This window comes from Clostridiaceae bacterium HFYG-1003 (assembly GCA_024579835.1).
Taxonomy (GTDB): Bacteria; Bacillota; Clostridia; order Clostridiales; family Clostridiaceae; genus JG1575.
Genome location: CP102060.1, coordinates 744,797 through 760,183, shown reverse-complemented (window position 1 = coordinate 760,183; position 15,387 = coordinate 744,797). Strand labels below are relative to the sequence as shown.

General features: G+C 52.8%; 17 protein-coding genes. 2 read left to right on the top strand and 15 right to left on the bottom strand.

What is annotated here, in order from left to right; genetic code table 11:
- Positions 1-295: 295 nt before the first annotated feature.
- Positions 296-1,000 (top strand): hypothetical protein, encoded by a 705-nt coding sequence (locus NQU17_03600; GenBank protein UUM12657.1) that lies wholly within the window; start codon positions 296-298, stop codon positions 998-1,000.
- A gap of 213 nt (positions 1,001-1,213) precedes the next feature.
- Here the strand turns inward: NQU17_03600 and NQU17_03595 are convergent, their stop codons facing one another.
- From NQU17_03595 to NQU17_03525, 15 genes are all read right to left on the bottom strand, one after another.
- The gene (locus NQU17_03595; GenBank protein ID UUM12656.1) at positions 1,214-1,972 is read right to left on the bottom strand and encodes a YlmH/Sll1252 family protein; all 759 of its coding nucleotides are present in this window, start codon (positions 1,970-1,972) and stop codon (positions 1,214-1,216) included.
- Complete coding sequence (locus NQU17_03590) at positions 1,972-2,430, bottom strand: cell division protein SepF (protein UUM12655.1); 459 nt, start codon at positions 2,428-2,430, stop codon at positions 1,972-1,974. Before NQU17_03590 ends, NQU17_03595 begins: the two co-directional genes overlap by 1 nt.
- A 203-nt stretch (positions 2,431-2,633) precedes the next feature.
- On the bottom strand, positions 2,634-3,335 hold the full coding sequence (locus NQU17_03585) for a YggS family pyridoxal phosphate-dependent enzyme (protein UUM12654.1): 702 nt from the start codon (positions 3,333-3,335) through the stop codon (positions 2,634-2,636).
- Entirely contained in the window at positions 3,335-4,138 is an 804-nt protein-coding gene (locus NQU17_03580; protein UUM12653.1) for an FtsQ-type POTRA domain-containing protein, read from the bottom strand. Before NQU17_03580 ends, NQU17_03585 begins: the two co-directional genes overlap by 1 nt.
- Complete coding sequence (locus NQU17_03575) at positions 4,135-5,349, bottom strand: FtsW/RodA/SpoVE family cell cycle protein (GenBank protein ID UUM12652.1); 1,215 nt, start codon at positions 5,347-5,349, stop codon at positions 4,135-4,137. Before NQU17_03575 ends, NQU17_03580 begins: the two co-directional genes overlap by 4 nt.
- 59 nt (positions 5,350-5,408) lie before the next feature.
- Positions 5,409-6,374 (bottom strand): phospho-N-acetylmuramoyl-pentapeptide-transferase, encoded by a 966-nt coding sequence (mraY, locus tag NQU17_03570; protein ID UUM12651.1) that lies wholly within the window; start codon positions 6,372-6,374, stop codon positions 5,409-5,411.
- Between the two features lie 2 nt (positions 6,375-6,376).
- Positions 6,377-7,729, bottom strand: a complete 1,353-nt coding sequence (locus NQU17_03565) for a UDP-N-acetylmuramoyl-tripeptide--D-alanyl-D-alanine ligase (GenBank protein ID UUM12650.1) — start codon at positions 7,727-7,729, stop codon at positions 6,377-6,379.
- A 56-nt stretch (positions 7,730-7,785) separates the two neighbouring features.
- Entirely contained in the window at positions 7,786-9,588 is a 1,803-nt protein-coding gene (locus NQU17_03560; protein UUM12649.1) for a penicillin-binding transpeptidase domain-containing protein, read from the bottom strand.
- A gap of 94 nt (positions 9,589-9,682) precedes the next feature.
- Positions 9,683-10,132: a hypothetical protein gene (locus NQU17_03555; protein UUM12648.1), complete on the bottom strand. Its 450-nt coding sequence runs from the start codon at positions 10,130-10,132 to the stop codon at positions 9,683-9,685.
- A gap of 58 nt (positions 10,133-10,190) precedes the next feature.
- The gene (gene rsmH, locus NQU17_03550) at positions 10,191-11,147 is read right to left on the bottom strand and encodes a 16S rRNA (cytosine(1402)-N(4))-methyltransferase RsmH (protein ID UUM13452.1); all 957 of its coding nucleotides are present in this window, start codon (positions 11,145-11,147) and stop codon (positions 10,191-10,193) included.
- Positions 11,148-11,149: 2 nt separating this feature from the next.
- Complete coding sequence (gene mraZ, locus NQU17_03545; protein ID UUM13451.1) at positions 11,150-11,578, bottom strand: division/cell wall cluster transcriptional repressor MraZ; 429 nt, start codon at positions 11,576-11,578, stop codon at positions 11,150-11,152.
- A gap of 492 nt (positions 11,579-12,070) precedes the next feature.
- A complete protein-coding gene (locus NQU17_03540; protein ID UUM12647.1) occupies positions 12,071-12,496 on the bottom strand; it encodes a MarR family transcriptional regulator in 426 nt (141 codons plus the stop codon).
- Positions 12,497-12,925: 429 nt separating this feature from the next.
- Positions 12,926-13,213, bottom strand: coding sequence for a DUF503 domain-containing protein (locus tag NQU17_03535; GenBank protein ID UUM12646.1), 288 nt, complete (start codon positions 13,211-13,213; stop codon positions 12,926-12,928).
- A 156-nt stretch (positions 13,214-13,369) separates the two neighbouring features.
- The gene (locus NQU17_03530) at positions 13,370-14,275 is read right to left on the bottom strand and encodes a CPBP family intramembrane metalloprotease (GenBank protein UUM12645.1); all 906 of its coding nucleotides are present in this window, start codon (positions 14,273-14,275) and stop codon (positions 13,370-13,372) included.
- A gap of 118 nt (positions 14,276-14,393) precedes the next feature.
- Positions 14,394-14,567 (bottom strand): hypothetical protein, encoded by a 174-nt coding sequence (locus NQU17_03525; GenBank protein ID UUM12644.1) that lies wholly within the window; start codon positions 14,565-14,567, stop codon positions 14,394-14,396.
- Between the two features lie 75 nt (positions 14,568-14,642).
- Here NQU17_03525 and NQU17_03520 point away from each other — a divergent pair, with 75 nt between their 5' ends.
- On the top strand, positions 14,643-15,080 hold the full coding sequence (locus tag NQU17_03520) for a hypothetical protein (protein UUM12643.1): 438 nt from the start codon (positions 14,643-14,645) through the stop codon (positions 15,078-15,080).
- Positions 15,081-15,387: the final 307 nt, after the last annotated feature.

Here is a 15,387-nt window from a genome sequence, read left to right as displayed (position 1 = left end):
AGTCAACCTGCGGCAGCTTCCGATCAGCTGATTACGAACCGAAACGTTCCTCAGGACCGATGATGCCGGAACATCCATCGCCTGTCCTGTTTCCTTCTACCGGGTCATTCTGGCGAACCCCCCTTATCCATCCATTTTTTCAATTTAAAATCATTCATTGACAGTAACCTATTTTATGATTATTATTAATGTTAACCAATTCTATCTTTAATTGATTAATTTCTCCATCATATAAATAACCATTATTACAATTGAAACCGCTTAATAATTCAAATTTACATTGGGAGAACTCAAAATGAGACACAGCATATCAGCCATCTTACTATCCGGCACACTTCTACTACAAGGCTGCAACATCCTGGGTACCGGAACTGGCACTGGTGCTGGAACATCCGGAACTGCTGCAGCGATCGGAACCTCACCCACAGCAAATACCTGTGCAAATGCAACTGCTGCGGAATCGGACAAGACAACAGCCCAACTCAACACAACGACCCCAGAGTCAGTAAACCCATCAAACGCATATGATTACCTTAAAATGACTAAATTATTTAATTTTGTCAAGTCGAATTTATCTTTGCCCAATTTGGAATTGACTGAAGAATATGGATCAGCCTACCGATTATACTTGGATCCTGAAGTCACTTTTGATGGTCGGGGCATCGTTGCCAGTCAGGATGAAACCAGACCCTATAAGATGTACTTAGAGTATGCTCAAAAAGACAGCTCCCAGAAGAAAATCCAGCTCAGCATCTATTTTTATTATAATGACCCTGAGCTAAATGCATTTACTTATGATAATTTTGACTCGTTTGGCAATGGGGACTTCATTGAAAAATCTTATTTCATGAAATATGACATGGCTTTTATTCGAGTAACCCAAAAATTCTATGACCCATCAATGAAAGAAAATTCCGATGAGTATTATCTCGAGCAGCAAAAGTCGGCTTCAGCCATTACAGAGGAAATCGTAAAGTTACTAAAGAAATACCGGAATTAACCGGAAAGGAGTGCGTCCTTTGTTGCCGCAGCTCCTTTTTTTCGTTTGATACCCCTAACCAGGCACCTCAGGCAGCACCATATAATCTTTGCCTGGTCTGACGGTACGGAAAGTTTCATCCTGGTTCCTGATCCATCGCTTGATTCGTCCGGCTTGGAGCTTGCCACCTAAATTAAGAAAAAACGGGATCCGGCCGGATCCCTGTTTTTTTTATTAATATTGCTCTACCGTGAGGCGCAGCCGTCCCTTGCGGGTCTCCCCCGTGATTTCTCCTACCCGGAACTTGCCTGAACCGCGAATGGTCAGAACATCCTGAGTGTGAACGTCCTGAGCGCGGTCCTTCACTTCCCGGTAATTCAGCAGGACCTTGCCGGACTTGATCAGCGCTTCCGCCTGGGAGCGGGATATTCCGGCGATCTCCGCGACCAGAGCATCCAGTCGCAGGGAGGCCACCTGAAGCGAGCGTTCCCGAACCGGACGCGGCAGAACTGATAACTCTTCCAGTCCCACTTCCCGGCAGCTGACCCCGTTGGAACCGACCTTTGTCAGGTTTTCCAGAATGTAGGGCATTATTTCCGGCAGCATCGGAATATAGCAGCAGTCAGAGACTACCATCAGGTCTGAGAACTTCTCCCGCCGCACGCCCAGGCTCATCAGCGCACCCATGTAGTCCTGATGCGCCAGCGGGCGGGCCGGATAAAGGTTTTTCACCTCCAGAACGGCAATCGAGCCGTCCGCCTGATCCAGCGGCGAGGCAAACAATCGCCGATCTGCCTCCAGGGGACCGTAAAAGCCGGCCTCGGGCGGAAGGCAGCCCTTTTGAGCTTCGATCCGGGACCAGACGGCCGGCGTATAGAATTCGTTGGAAACCAGAGGGCGGCCCGACCAGGCTGCCTCGATGCAGCCGTACAGGCGGGCCAGCAGAACCGGATCCTCCCCCGGAAAAAGGGCCATAAAACGAGATTTATCCATTATTTCATGCCAAACAGGTTCTTCATGACCGATTCCGTGCGGGCGCTGTTTTTCAAGGACACGCCGCAGGGGGTCACTACATAGACCGCTTCCATGACTTCCTGGATATCCCCGTCCAGGGCAAAAGCCGCTCCGGACACAAAATCCAGCAGGCGCTGAGCGCTCTTCAGGTCCATCCGGGCAGTATTGATCACAATAATTTCTCCGGCCCGAACTTCATTGACAATCGCCATGGCATCATCAAATGCTTCCGGACGGATAATATTCACGGCCTGTTCCTCGACAGCCGGACGGATCGCTGCCGGACCGGCAGTTTCCTTTTCCCGACGCTTGAAGAAGGAAGGTTTTATAACATTATTCTCCTGCGGGCTGACCTCGGCTGCGTCCACTTCATCCTGAAAGCTTTCATAATCATCTTCCAAGCTAAACGTCCGTTTGAAACTATCGAATACGCTCATCCTGATTCCTCCATTCCCATGATACTCATTTGATATGTTCTTTTTTTATCTTTTCGGTTATTTCTTATTCTGTTTCCGCTGCATCAGACGGATTCGTACAGTGCTGACTGCAGATCACCCGAAGCCATCTGCCAATGGCCTGGGTCAGGTCTCTCGCCAGAGGTATGCTCTGGCCAGTTCCCGTTCCGGAATGGCGGGGTGAATCAGACCTCTGCAGGGTCTCCGGCGGACAGAGAGGTATTGGCGGAATAATCGCGGGCTCCGAAGATGGCGCTGCCGATGCGCACCATGGTGCTGCCGCAGGCCATGGCGGTCTGATAGTCTCCGCTCATGCCCATGGACAGAATCTCCATCTCATAGCGGGGGCCTTCCTTGGCCTTTTCCTTCCGGAACAGCTCCTGCATGGCCTGGAACCAGGCCCGCTGTTCCGCTTCATCCTCGGTCTCGGGGATGACGGTCATCAGCCCTTTGACATGCAGTCCCGGCAGTTCCCGGACCGCTGCCGTCAGCTCGGGCAGATCTTCGGGCAGCGCGCCGCCCTTGTTCTCCTCCCGGCCGATGTTGACTTCGAGCAGGATGTTCTGGATATAGCCTTTTTTTCGGGCCTGGCGGTCGATTTCCTGTGCCAGACTGATCCGGTCCACGGAGTGGATCAGATGAATCCGCTCATCCAGGTATTTTACCTTGTTGCGCTGGAGATTGCCGATGAAATGCCATTCAATGTCGGCGGGCAGCTGATCGATTTTCTGCATCAGCTCCTGCACCTTGTTCTCGCCAAATGCCCGCTGACCGGCCTCGTACGCTTCCCGGACGGCTTCGACCGGCTTGGTTTTCGACACGGCGATCAGACGGACATCCGGTGCCAGCGTTGCCCGGATCTGATCCAGATTATGCTTGATTTCCATTACGATTCTCCTTTGGGACGGATGACGGGATCCGCATTGAACTTCAGGTCGATGATGGCCGGTTCTTCCTGGGTTTTTACCGCCTTCAGGATATTGATCGCCCGGTTGACCTTCTGTTCCAGGCTGGCGCCATCCCCCAGCTCCACAACCCAGCCCCCGGATTCGAGTTTCAGGTCGGCCGGATCCGTCAGGATGAGGCGCGAAAAGCGGATGTCCGAGGTGTTCTGATCCATCAGAGCCATAAACTCCACCATCACATTTTTCTTGATGCCCTCTCCATACATCGTATGACCGGGCGCCAGGGGTTTGGTGTCATCAACCAGTTCGACGATATTCGGCGGAATGATGATCTGACTGGACAGGACCCGGCCCTGGCGGTCCAGCACCACCACCTGCCCCTCCTGAATCAGGGCATATTCCTGGGGATATTCCTCCGCCTCAATGGTCAGGGTTCCCAACAGGGAGCTTTTGATCCGCACATTGCGCAGGTACGGATCCGCCAGCACGTCCTGGCGCAAAGCACTTCTGCCGACCAGCAGCGCATGGCGGCCGATCTCGGCATTGGCCCGGGCAGTGATTTTCGCCTGATCGGCATGGGCAAAGCCCTTGAGGCTGACCTGGCGGATCTTGAACAGCGGCGAGAAAAAAAAGATGACGATGAGCAGCAGTCCGATGCCGCTTCGGGTCAGGATCCGGAAGAGCCGACTCTGTCGCTGCCGCCGGGCCTGATCACGCCGGACCAGCAGTTCCGATACCCGTTCCGGGCTCTCCTGCCGGTTGTTTTTGAATCTGGTGTTTGTCATGACATCACCTTCTGCTTGGAAATATTCAATAGAATTCCCATGGCGGCCAGGTTAACGATCATGGAGGTACCGCCGGCCGAGATGAAAGGCAGCGGCACGCCGGTGACCGGGAACGCTCCCATGACAACGGCCATGTTGATGGCTGCCTGCAGTCCGATAATGGACACAATGCCGACGCTAAGCAGCTTGCCGTAAGAATCCTTCGCCTGCCGACCGATTTTCAGTCCGGTCAGAACCAGGAAGGCAAAAATACTCAGGACCGTCAGTCCGCCCAGCAGACCGAGCTCCTCACAGATAATGGCGAAGATAAAGTCATTTTCGGCATAGGGCAGCCAGAATGCCTTGAAGCGGGAGTTGCCGAGCCCCCGGCCCAGCAAGCCGCCCATGGACAAGGCGTAGAGCGACTGAACCAACTGAAGCGTATTGCCAGTGGGATCGGAGAACGGATGAAAAAAGCCCATCATCCGGTCAAGACGATAACCCGTGGTCCGAACCAGGACAACGCCGGCCAGTCCGCCGCCCACGAAAGGAAATATGTTCCACCACATCGGCACCTGGGAAACCAGGATGACCAGGAAGGCTGCCATCGCCAGAATGGCGCTGGTGGACAGATTGCTCTGCAGCTTGGCGATGATCAGGATGAAGACACCGACAAAGCTCCAGACCAGAAGATAGCGATAAAAAATGGTTCGCCGGGGGGTGGTTTTGGGAAATGTCATCAGACAGGCCGTAAGGACGGCAATGTAGTACTTGGCGATTTCGGAAGGCTGCAGGGTAGTAAACCCAAGATCCAGCCAGCGATAGGCTCCGTTGACCGGTGTTCCGACCAGTCGCGGCAGAAGATTCAGCAGAATGACCACAGGTGCGAGCCCCAGCAGCAGAGACCAGTTCAGACGATGATAGTCGAAGGAAGCCATGAACCACATGGCGCCAAACCCAAGAACCGTCAGAAGAATCTGCTTGCCGATAAAACCAAAGATGCTTTCCTGGCCGCGCCGGATAATGGTGTAGGAGGCCGTGGAGGTGACCATGACCAGTCCAAAGAGCACCAGCGTCAGGAGCAGAAACAGGAGTGTCCGGTCAATATGACTCAGAGAGAAGTCAAAGGACCGGTGCAGGTTCCGGAGCGTCGAACCAAAGGATGGTTTCCGGGCGGGACGGACGGGCGGCAGCTGTGGCCTGGGTGCTGGTTTTTCCTGATGCTGTTCCATTATGTCCCTCCTTTCCCGGATAATCCGATATACTTCAGCCGGATTCCCTTTGGGGCGGATCAGCTGATGAGATAAGCGATGGCAACGCAGACTGCGGTAATAAGCGAGAAGATGCCGACGATTTTGACTTCGGACCAGCCCTTCTTCTCGAAGTGGTGATGGATGGGCGACATGAGGAAAATGCGCTTGCCCCGGGTCTGGAAGGAAATGACCTGGATAATGACGGAGGCGGATTCTATAACATAGATCAGGCCGACCAGAATGAACAGCAGTTCGGTCTGAGTCATGACGGCCAGCGTCGCCAGAGCGCCGCCCAGAGCGAAGGAACCGACATCACCCATGAAGACCCGCGCCGGGTGCCAGTTGAAAAACAGGTAGGCGGCCAGCGCACCGGCCAGAGCGGAAGCAAACAGGATGACGGCAGGATCTCCCCGCCTGACGCCATACAGAATGTAGAATATGGCGACAATCAGCGATACCGAGCCGCACAGGCCGTCGATGCCGTCCGCCAGATTCACGGAATTGGTGACGGAAGTGAAAAATACGATCATAAACAGGAAGTACAGGACAGTCCCCAGGGTGAGTGTCTGATTCAGCAGCGGCACCTTCAAAACGAAGGGAGCCAGAGTCTGGTTCATCACATAGGCTATGCCAACGGCAAACAGCACATTCAGGCCGATTTTCTGGCGGGCGGTCAGTCCTTCCGACTGATGTTTGCGGATTTTGGCGCGGTCGTCAACGAAACCGATCAGACCAAACAGCAGCAGGCCGATTACGGGCCAGAGAACCCGCAGAAGATCTCCCGATGGGGGATAAATCAGGTTCATAATCAGATAGGAAACCAGAATGCCGACAATAAAGATCAGCCCGCCCATGGTGGGCGTCCCCTGTTTCTTGTAATGCTCCACCGGTCCGTCCTGACGGATCATCTGACCCTGGCGGTATTCCTTGAGTTTCCGGATTATGACCGGTCCGGCAGCCAGCCCGCTGATCAGGGCAATCACTATGGCTAATGCAATCTGCATGGTTATATCCTCTCCAATACACTTAAGAATCGTTCGAATTTCATGGACCGGGATGCCTTCAGATAGACCAGGTCCCCTTCATCCAGAAGATTGGGCAAAGCAATGACGGCATCCTCATAGGTCGGATAGCCATGGAAATCCTGGCTGCCAAAGCCCTCGCCGTATTCCTTGGCGAAGTCGCCCACGGCGATGAGGACATCAACCCGGGAGCGGGCATAGGCCCCTACTTCGACATGAGCCTTGGCGCTGTAGTCGCCCAGTTCCTTCATGTCACCCATCAGGGCAACCTTGCGTCCGCCGCGCAGAGCAAGGGTATCCAGTCCGGCTTTGGCGGATTCCGGGCTGGCATTGTACGCGTCGTTAATAACCGTCAGATGCTCAAACTGAGTCTCTTCCAGCCGCATGACCGTGCGGTCGATGGTCATACGGGTCAGATCCGCGGCGGAAATGCCCAGCTGATGGGCACAGGCGAAGCACAGGATGCCGTTGGCCACATTATGCATGCCGGGTACTTCCAGCTTGATGTGACCCAGGGTTTCCTCACCCCTCAGAGCGTCAAACTCAATGGTGCCGGGCTCCAGCGAGATGTTTTTGGCTCGATAGATGCCGGTGGCGATTCCGGCCGTCACGATCTGGTAGGTCTGGTGCTTGATGCCGGCCAGGTAGGGATCATCGGCATTGAGGAACAGAACCTGGTCCGGCCCGAAAAAGTCCGTAATTTCCAACTTGGCTTTCAGGATATTTTCCCGGGTCTTCAAAATTTCGATGTGGGAGGTGCCGATGTTGGTGATTAACGCCAGATCCGGCCGGACAATGTCTGCCAGGAAATGGATTTCTCCCAGGGAAGACATGCCCATTTCCAGCACGGCGAAATCATAGCTGGAATCCATTGAAAAAATCATCAGCGGCAGTCCCAGTTCATTGTTGTAGTTGCCGCGGGTCTTAAAGACCTTGTATTTGGCGGACAGCATGCCGCAGAGCATGTCCTTGGCCGTCGTTTTGCCCACCGAGCCGGTGATGGCGATGAAACGGGTATTGGTCAGCGAGCGGTTCTTGTAATATTTAGCCAGGGCGGCCAGGGCATCCCGGGTGGAAGGCACCCAAACCAGACCTTTCTGTCCGGTCGGGATCACGTCCACGTCTTTTTCAATCAGCGCAATCGTCGCCCCCTGCTCGAAGGCGGTTAAAAAGTAGTCATTGCCATCGACCTGTTCGCCTTTAATACCTATGAACAGGGCGTTTTCCGTCACTTTGCGAGAATCCATTACGACGGATTCGCAAGTTACATCGTCATTGCCGAACAGGATCTTGCCACCTGTGGCCTGGGCTATTTCTATCAGTGTAAGTTTTTCCACGATCATCCATCCTCATATTTTTAGTTAACTTGAATATTATATCACGGAATGATCAATTAGTTGCCAGGTCCGTTCAGGTAGCTGATGGACTCCTGGATGATCCGCTTGGCCAGCGGTGCTGCCACCTGGCTGCCGAACGTCCGGTCCGTACCGGGCTCATCCACTGCGACGAAGACGGATATTTTGGGATCCTCCGCCGGCGCGGCGCCGACAAAGGAGGAAACGTAGAACTCATATTTTCCGGTCGCTGGGTTAACTTTCTGTGCGGTTCCGGTCTTGCCCAGAACCCGCAGTCCGTCAATCCGGGCTGCCCGGCTGCCGCCGTTGGCGACCGAGTTTTCCAGCATGGCCAAGAGGGTCTCGGCGGCCGAATCCTCCAGAATATCTTCGGTGCGCTGTTCCTCATAGGTGCGTACCACTTCAGTGGTTCCGTCGCCCTTGATCGTGCGGATTTCCTTCATCAGATGCGGCGTGGTCCGCTTGCCTTTGTTCACCACGGTGTTGAGATCATTCAGCAGCTGGAGGGATGTGGTCATGGTAGCCTGCCCCATGGATTTATTGGCCAGAGCATAGTCACTGGTGCCGGCCTTGAAATCCATCTTGCCCGAGGCTTCTCCGGTCAGATCGACCCCCAGTCTGGTTCCCAGGCCGAACTTTTCAGCCCATTCGCCCAGCCGCTCCACACCCAGGCGGCGGCCCAGCTCAATGAAGCCGGGATTGCAGGAATTGGCCAGGATGTCGAAATAATTCTGATCGCCGTGCCCTTCCTTGTTGTGGCAGTTGATGCGGATGCCATTGACGATGGTGTAGCCGGGACAATGGAATACGTCATCTTCATCGACCACGCCTTCGGACAGTGCCGCGGCCATGGTCACAATCTTGAAGGTGGAACCCGGCTCATAGGCATCGGAAATGGCCCGGTTCTTCCAGGTTTCCTGTACCGTCTGACCTTCACTGACTGCATAGGGCTGGTTCAGGTCGAATCCGGGGCTGGTGACCATGGCCAGAATCTCCCCCGTCCGAGGAGCCATGACGATGATGTGAACTCCTTTGGCCTGATTGGCGGTCAGACCCTCCTGCGCCGCTTCCTCCGCGATCTGCTGAATCTTCTCGTCAATGGTGGTGACCAGGGTATGGCCATCCACCGGCAGGGTAACGATGGGTTCGGTCAGGAGAATGTCCTCACTGAGCTTGTCGACTTCCGAGATCTTCAGGCCGTCAATGCCGGCCAGATCATCTTCATAGACCGATTCCAGGCCGAACCGGCCTTTGTTGTCTTGCCCGACGATGCCCAGCGCCTGCGCAAGCATGTCCTGATTGGGGTAATACCGCTGAGTATCATCCAGGATCCTGAGCCAGGTCAGTTCATTGTCCCGGCGAAACTGTCTGAATTTCTCCAGATTGGTCAGATCTTCCTTGCTGCCCAGCAGCCCGTAGGACAAAAAGTTGCCCTTTGAGCCTGTGGCAGTCAGAATCTTGTAGAGTCCTTCCTGGGTCTTGCTCAGATATTCATCCAGACGGGCTGACCAGTCCTGGGCATACGCCCGGACAGCAGCCTGATCCGCTTCGGTCAGAGTATCCACATTTTTACGCCCCAGGGCGGCGCGTCTCATAGCCACCAGATCCGCCTCCACCGTAAAAGCCGAAACGCTGCTGGCCAGAAGACTGCCATTGCGGTCCACGATATCCCCCCGCCGGGCTGGCAGAACCGTCTCATTGCGCAGCTGGGCAAACGCCAGCGTCCGGATCGAACCGGCATCGTGCAGCATGACCAGGCTCAATTTGATTGCCAGAGCTCCAAACATCAGCGAGAAGATCAGAATCGGGATTCGGTTATTTTTTTTCAAGTCTATTTTCATATTCAGTCGCTCCTTGCGGGTCTTCCCGGCCGATGGACGGTCATTTAGAAAAAAAGAAAACTGAAATCATGCGGTTTCAGTTTTCTTTGCCTGTTTATTGAAAGAAGGCGAAAAGCTTTCCCCACCATGATACCTGATCTGCTGTCTGCGCAGTTCCGGTGAAGTTGTTGTAATCAAGATCCACACTCAGAGCCGTCTGGGCTGATCGTGACACATATTCGCCCGCCAGGGCTACCTGCTTGGTCTGATCCAGGTCCTGTGCCTTGAGGACGGTAACCCGCAGCGTTTCATTGGTCCGCTTCAGCTGAGTGATTTCCCCGTTGACGGATGCCAGATTGCGCTGCATGGCGTAAATGGCAATGGACTGCATCAGGATCACAAATACAACTGCCAGGGCAGCCAATGCCACCCAGTATTTGCGCAGGGCAGCTTCCAGTCGAAGGGCGCGTCGCCGCGACCGTTCCTGTTCGATCACAAGGTCCATGGTGGAAGCAGCATAGCTGCCTCCGGCCAGACTTGAATTCATTCGTTTGATTTCTGCCATTGATATTCCCCATTTTACTCAGAGTGAAGTGAAACTGCGGCCAGGCACCTCGGTTTTTCTATGTGTTGTCGCTGGCTGGCGGTGCCGCTGGAAGTTTTTCGCAGAGCCTCAGTTTGGCACTGCGCGAGCGCGGGTTTTCCCCCAATTCATCATGGCCCGGTTCAATGGCTTTGCGGGAAACCAGTGAAACGACGGGTACTTTGCCGCAGACACATGGGAGGTGTCTGGGACAGGTACAGGGATCGGCCTGTTCTCTGAAGACATTCTTCACGATCCGATCCTCCAGCGAATGGAATGTGATGATGGCGTATCGTCCGCCGGGTTTGAGCCGGGCAATGCCCGCCTCGATGGTTTTCTTTAATATGGTCAGTTCCCGGTTGACTTCAATGCGGATGGCCTGGAACGTTCGCTTGGAGGGGTGCGGGCCCACTCTGCGGTCCTTGGCCGGTATGGCGCGTTTGATGATTTCATTGAGGGCGAAGGTTGAGGTAATCGGACCTTCTTCCCGAGCCCGAACGATGTAGCGGGCAATGCGGGAGGCAAACCGCTCTTCGCCGTATTCTTTAATAATGCGGTAGAGATCGTTCTCGGTATAGGCGTTGACCACATCATAGGCGGTCATTTCGGCTTCCTGATCCATGCGCATGTCCAGCGGGGCATCGTTCATATAGGAGAACCCCCGGTCCGGATTATCCAGCTGATAGGAGGAAACGCCCAGATCCATCAGGATCCCGTCGACGCCGTCGGGTGCGTGCTCATCGATGATGGCTGCCAGATTCTCAAAGTTGTCATGGACGTAGGTGACATTGTCATGGTCACTGAGCCGTTCTCTGGCGTGCCTCAGGGCTTCCAGATCCTGGTCGATGGCGATGAGCCGGCCTTGCGGCAAATGTCGGAGAATTTCAGAGGAATGTCCCCCGCCCCCTAAAGTACAGTCCACATAAATGCCATCCGGTTTGATGTTCAACCCTCGGATCGCCTCGGACAATAATACGCTTTTGTGCTTGAATTCCATTGTCATAGCCCTAAATCAGCCATCCTTTCCGCCAGTTCATCCATATCCAGTTCTTCATTCTGGTACTGATCCCAGCTTTCCCTGGACCAGATTTCCAGCTTGTCCTGCATGCCGATGGTGACGACTTCATTGACCAGATTGCCAAACTCCACCAGATGAATCGGAATCAGGGCTCGGCCCTGTTTGTCCATTTCCACCTGGGTGGCACCGGCCAGGAAAAACCGCTTGTAGCGGCGGGCTTCATTGCGATTCCCCGGCAGTTGAGCCAAAGTCTCCTGGAACTGTTCCCAGGCCGCCATGGGGAAAGCATAGAGGCAGTGGTCCAGCCCCTTGGTCAGCATGAAGGGAGAACCCAGCTCATTGCGAAGCTTGGTCGGGATCATGATTCGATTTTTCGGGTCGATGGTATGCCAGTGCTCACCAATCAGCATGATCTTCACCACTTTTCTCCACTTTTTACCACTTTAGGTTCATTGTATAGAATATTCATCAATAATTCAACAAACGAAATCCCCTGCCTGGCCACTTCCGGCACGGGATTATAACAGAATATTTCTAAGAAAATAAACAAAAAAACTGCCGGCGGCAGTTTTTCAAAATCTTGTATTTCTTTTTATTCCCAATGTTTTTTCGTGTTATCACCAAAAAGGTGATTCCGTGCCAGCATTTCAAAACCAAAACACCCGTTCTAAGCGCTGCGCACCATGGTTTGTTCAAAAAAACCTGTAAAGAATATTTATTAATAAACTATTTACATTTAAAAAGATCCGGTTCCACCGCAGCTCCCCAACTCTCAGTAAATATCCTTGTGTCCCAATGCCTTTTTCTAACCATATCCAAACACCTGGTTGTCAGGCTGTATGAAATAAAGTCCCAGTGCATACCTTGTCCGCAAGTACTTCCCGGCCGGTCTTTGGAATCCTCTAGTTGTCCTGACTCCACTCCCCCACCAGGTTTTTGATAATGATGGAATTGAGCCGTTCCAGTTCCTCCCGCTCCGCAGCGGTCAGACCGGCAAAGCAGGCCGATTCCCACTCAGCCAGGATCCGGTGAAGAGCCGGCAGCTGTTCTTCCCCCGCTTCCGTCAGGAAGCACAGCTTGTTGCGCTGGTCCTTTTCATCCGGTGTCCGATGGATCAGTTTCTCATGCTCCATGGCTTGAAGCAGCTTGGTTACATTGGCCTTGTCGGTCTGCAGAAAGGGCTTCAGCTTCGCCTGGGAAATTCCGGGCCGCTGCTCCAGAACGAACAATACCACCAGTTGCCGCCAGTCCAGGCTGACCGGAGCCAGCATCTGATCCAGCTTTATTTTTCCATATCGATTAAACACACTGATATCACAAATAAACATAATAACTCCAATTTTGCTCAAATTTCTTTATCCATTATACACCGATTTCCATACTGCACTGCTCCATTAACACAGGGAAATCCTGCGATTCTCAAAAAACACTCTCCCCTGAAGCGTCGAAGTGTCTATTCCGGCCGCCGGCAGCAGTGAAATAATCAGCCTTTCCGTGGCGGCCAAACAGCAATCAAAAAATACCCGAAACCAAATTCCTCTCCGTCAAAAAACAGTCACCTGACATCCTCAAACCGGATCACCGCCAATGGCAAAGCGGCTGGTGATCCGCAGATCACCGGCCGCTCGAAGGTTCCTATCATAATAAGGCTTGGTTCATCACACCTTGCGCCACTTCACTTTCCGGACGGGTCGGGGTGGCTGGATCCGGAACGAGGCGCGCCTGCCCATCGTAAAGGACAGACCCCCGGATGTCTTTCAGATATAGATAATCTCGATGTTCTCGCCGATCAGTTCGGCTTCGGCGTGGTTATAGATGTAATCACTGATCCGGGCAGCTTCATTCTCAGCTACCACCTTGGAGGAGTTGATCACCGAGATGGATATCTCGATGTCCCGGATGGAATCGTTCAGTCCGGTTTCGGAACAGGAGGCATTGAATTTGTTCCGGACCCGATCAATGATAGACTTTGTCACCATCCGTTTGTCCTTGAGCGAATAAGCCGTATGCAGCTTCAGTCGGAATACTCCGCATGCGATTACCACTGTGATCACCTCGTTTCAGTTTTGGTCGGGCAACCGCTGTCTCCAGCAGTTCCGCTTTGGAATCACCTGAATGGGGGCTTTGCGAAAGAATGGATCCAACACCTCCTGGATGACCAGACAGCGGTTCCGGCAGCCGGAACATGAACTGATGCCGCTTTATTCCTGATAACCCTCCAGCTCCTGATATTGCCGGCTGGCCCAGATCTCATGCTTGTAAACCGGAGCACGGTCATTGAAAATGGACCGAAGCGAATGATGTCTGAGGTAACGGATTGACGCGATTACCATGACCACACCGAGTACCAGAAGGACACCGCCCAGAATCATTTCACTCGGCTCTCCTTCCACCAGAACTCCGGTGGACAGCAGGATCGCCTGACCAAAGGCAACTGCATTGTTCACCGCATGTCCGATGATGGCAACTTTCAGATCACCGGTGATTTGATAAATGAAGGCCAGCACCAGTCCGATGATTGCAGTCTGCAGAAAGGTCGTTCCATGAAGGATACCGAAAATAACGGAACTGATCGGGGCTGATACCCACAAGGGCAGGGTTTTATTTAATAGATTGTAAAGGACGCCGCGAAAGGCGATTTCCTCCACGATCGGTGCCATGACAACTACAGATAAAAACAACAGCAACAGGGAGACCGGATCCGGGGAACTCATGAAATTTTCCGGCAGATTGCCGGCCTCCATCATCCGTTCCAGAAAGCTGGGAAAAAACCGTTCCAGAAACAGAACATAGATCACATTCACCGGCAGAGCCAGCAGAAACGGTGCCAGATAAAAGCCAAACCGCTTGGGGCTGTGGGCGGGCGCTGGTGTCAGAATGCGCTGACGGTCTTCCCTGGTCAGGCTCAGTCCCCAGATAAAGATCATAATGCCAAGATAAAGTCCCAGCGAGGATAGGAAGATTTCCCAGGATCCGGTCATGAGGATTTCCCCTTCTGCCATCTGAGTCATGGTATAGGGAATTAACAGGGCTACGCTCAGGCCGATACTCAGCAGGAACATCAGAATGAATTTCCCGATCCCAATTTTCTTAAAATATTCTGTCATACGTCTCCTTCTAGGCGGCGGTCATCATGCCGTGCCGCCGACAGTCACCGGTGGCATCCCAGGCTCTTCCGATCAAATACCTGGAAATAGTTCACCTCTTTATTAACTCAATTATAGCTCAATTCTCTCCCTGATTTGTTAAAACCAGCTTAATTTCAGTTTGGCTGGTCACTGTCGGTTGAAGCACACCTGAGAATGAAAATAACCGCAGCATAAAATCCATTCCGCCCCAGGGCTTTCTTTCCGCCGCCGAGAAAAAGTAACAATTTGGTAACGAAAAATAGATTGCCACTTGCTACCCCATTTGATAAGCTATCTTTATAGATTGTAGAACGATTTCAATTCAACGTAAGATGAGGCAACCACTATGAAGCTGATCAATGCTCTATTGCCGCTGTTACTGACTTTAACAGCTTTTTTTTATAATAGCGCCAACGCATCCCAACCCGAGATCGTGATGACTACCGGCACTGCCCTGGCTGTGCTGTGGCTACTGTTCATCCTCCTGGTTCGAACCCGCCGCGTCCTTGATTTTTATTTGCTGAGCTGGTTCATCATGACCATGCTGGTGCTGCTTCGAATCAAGATCAAAATCGAAGGAGTGATTGAACTGCCCGCCGTCTTTGACTGGCTGTCCAATACGATCATTCTCCCGTTTTTGGGTCTGGTCAATTATTTCGGGGTACAGTACCAATGGGAAACCGCGACCCTGCTGGGAACGCTGTTTGTGACAGTCATCCTTGTTCGGATTCAGCTGGTGAATAAGCCAATCCTCACAGGCCGTCCAGTGAAGACCCGATATTGATGTAAATGAAATTTATTGAAAACTAGATAATGCAAATCAGACAGCAATAAACTAGACCGTTCAAACCGGTCAGTTAAAAACCGGTCAGTTAATAACTAGACAGCAAAAAGCAAGATAACCTGCCATGCCGGCAGGTTATCTTGCTTTTTCAGAATCCATTTGAAACATCTTCACCATGGGTTGTTGATACCTATGGATGTTCTATTTGGTCCCTACAGAATCCCCACGCTGTATTTTCAGATGTCCTTTGGATTTTCTTCCGAATTGTCTTCCGGATTGTCTTCCGGATTATTTTCAGGTTCCCGGC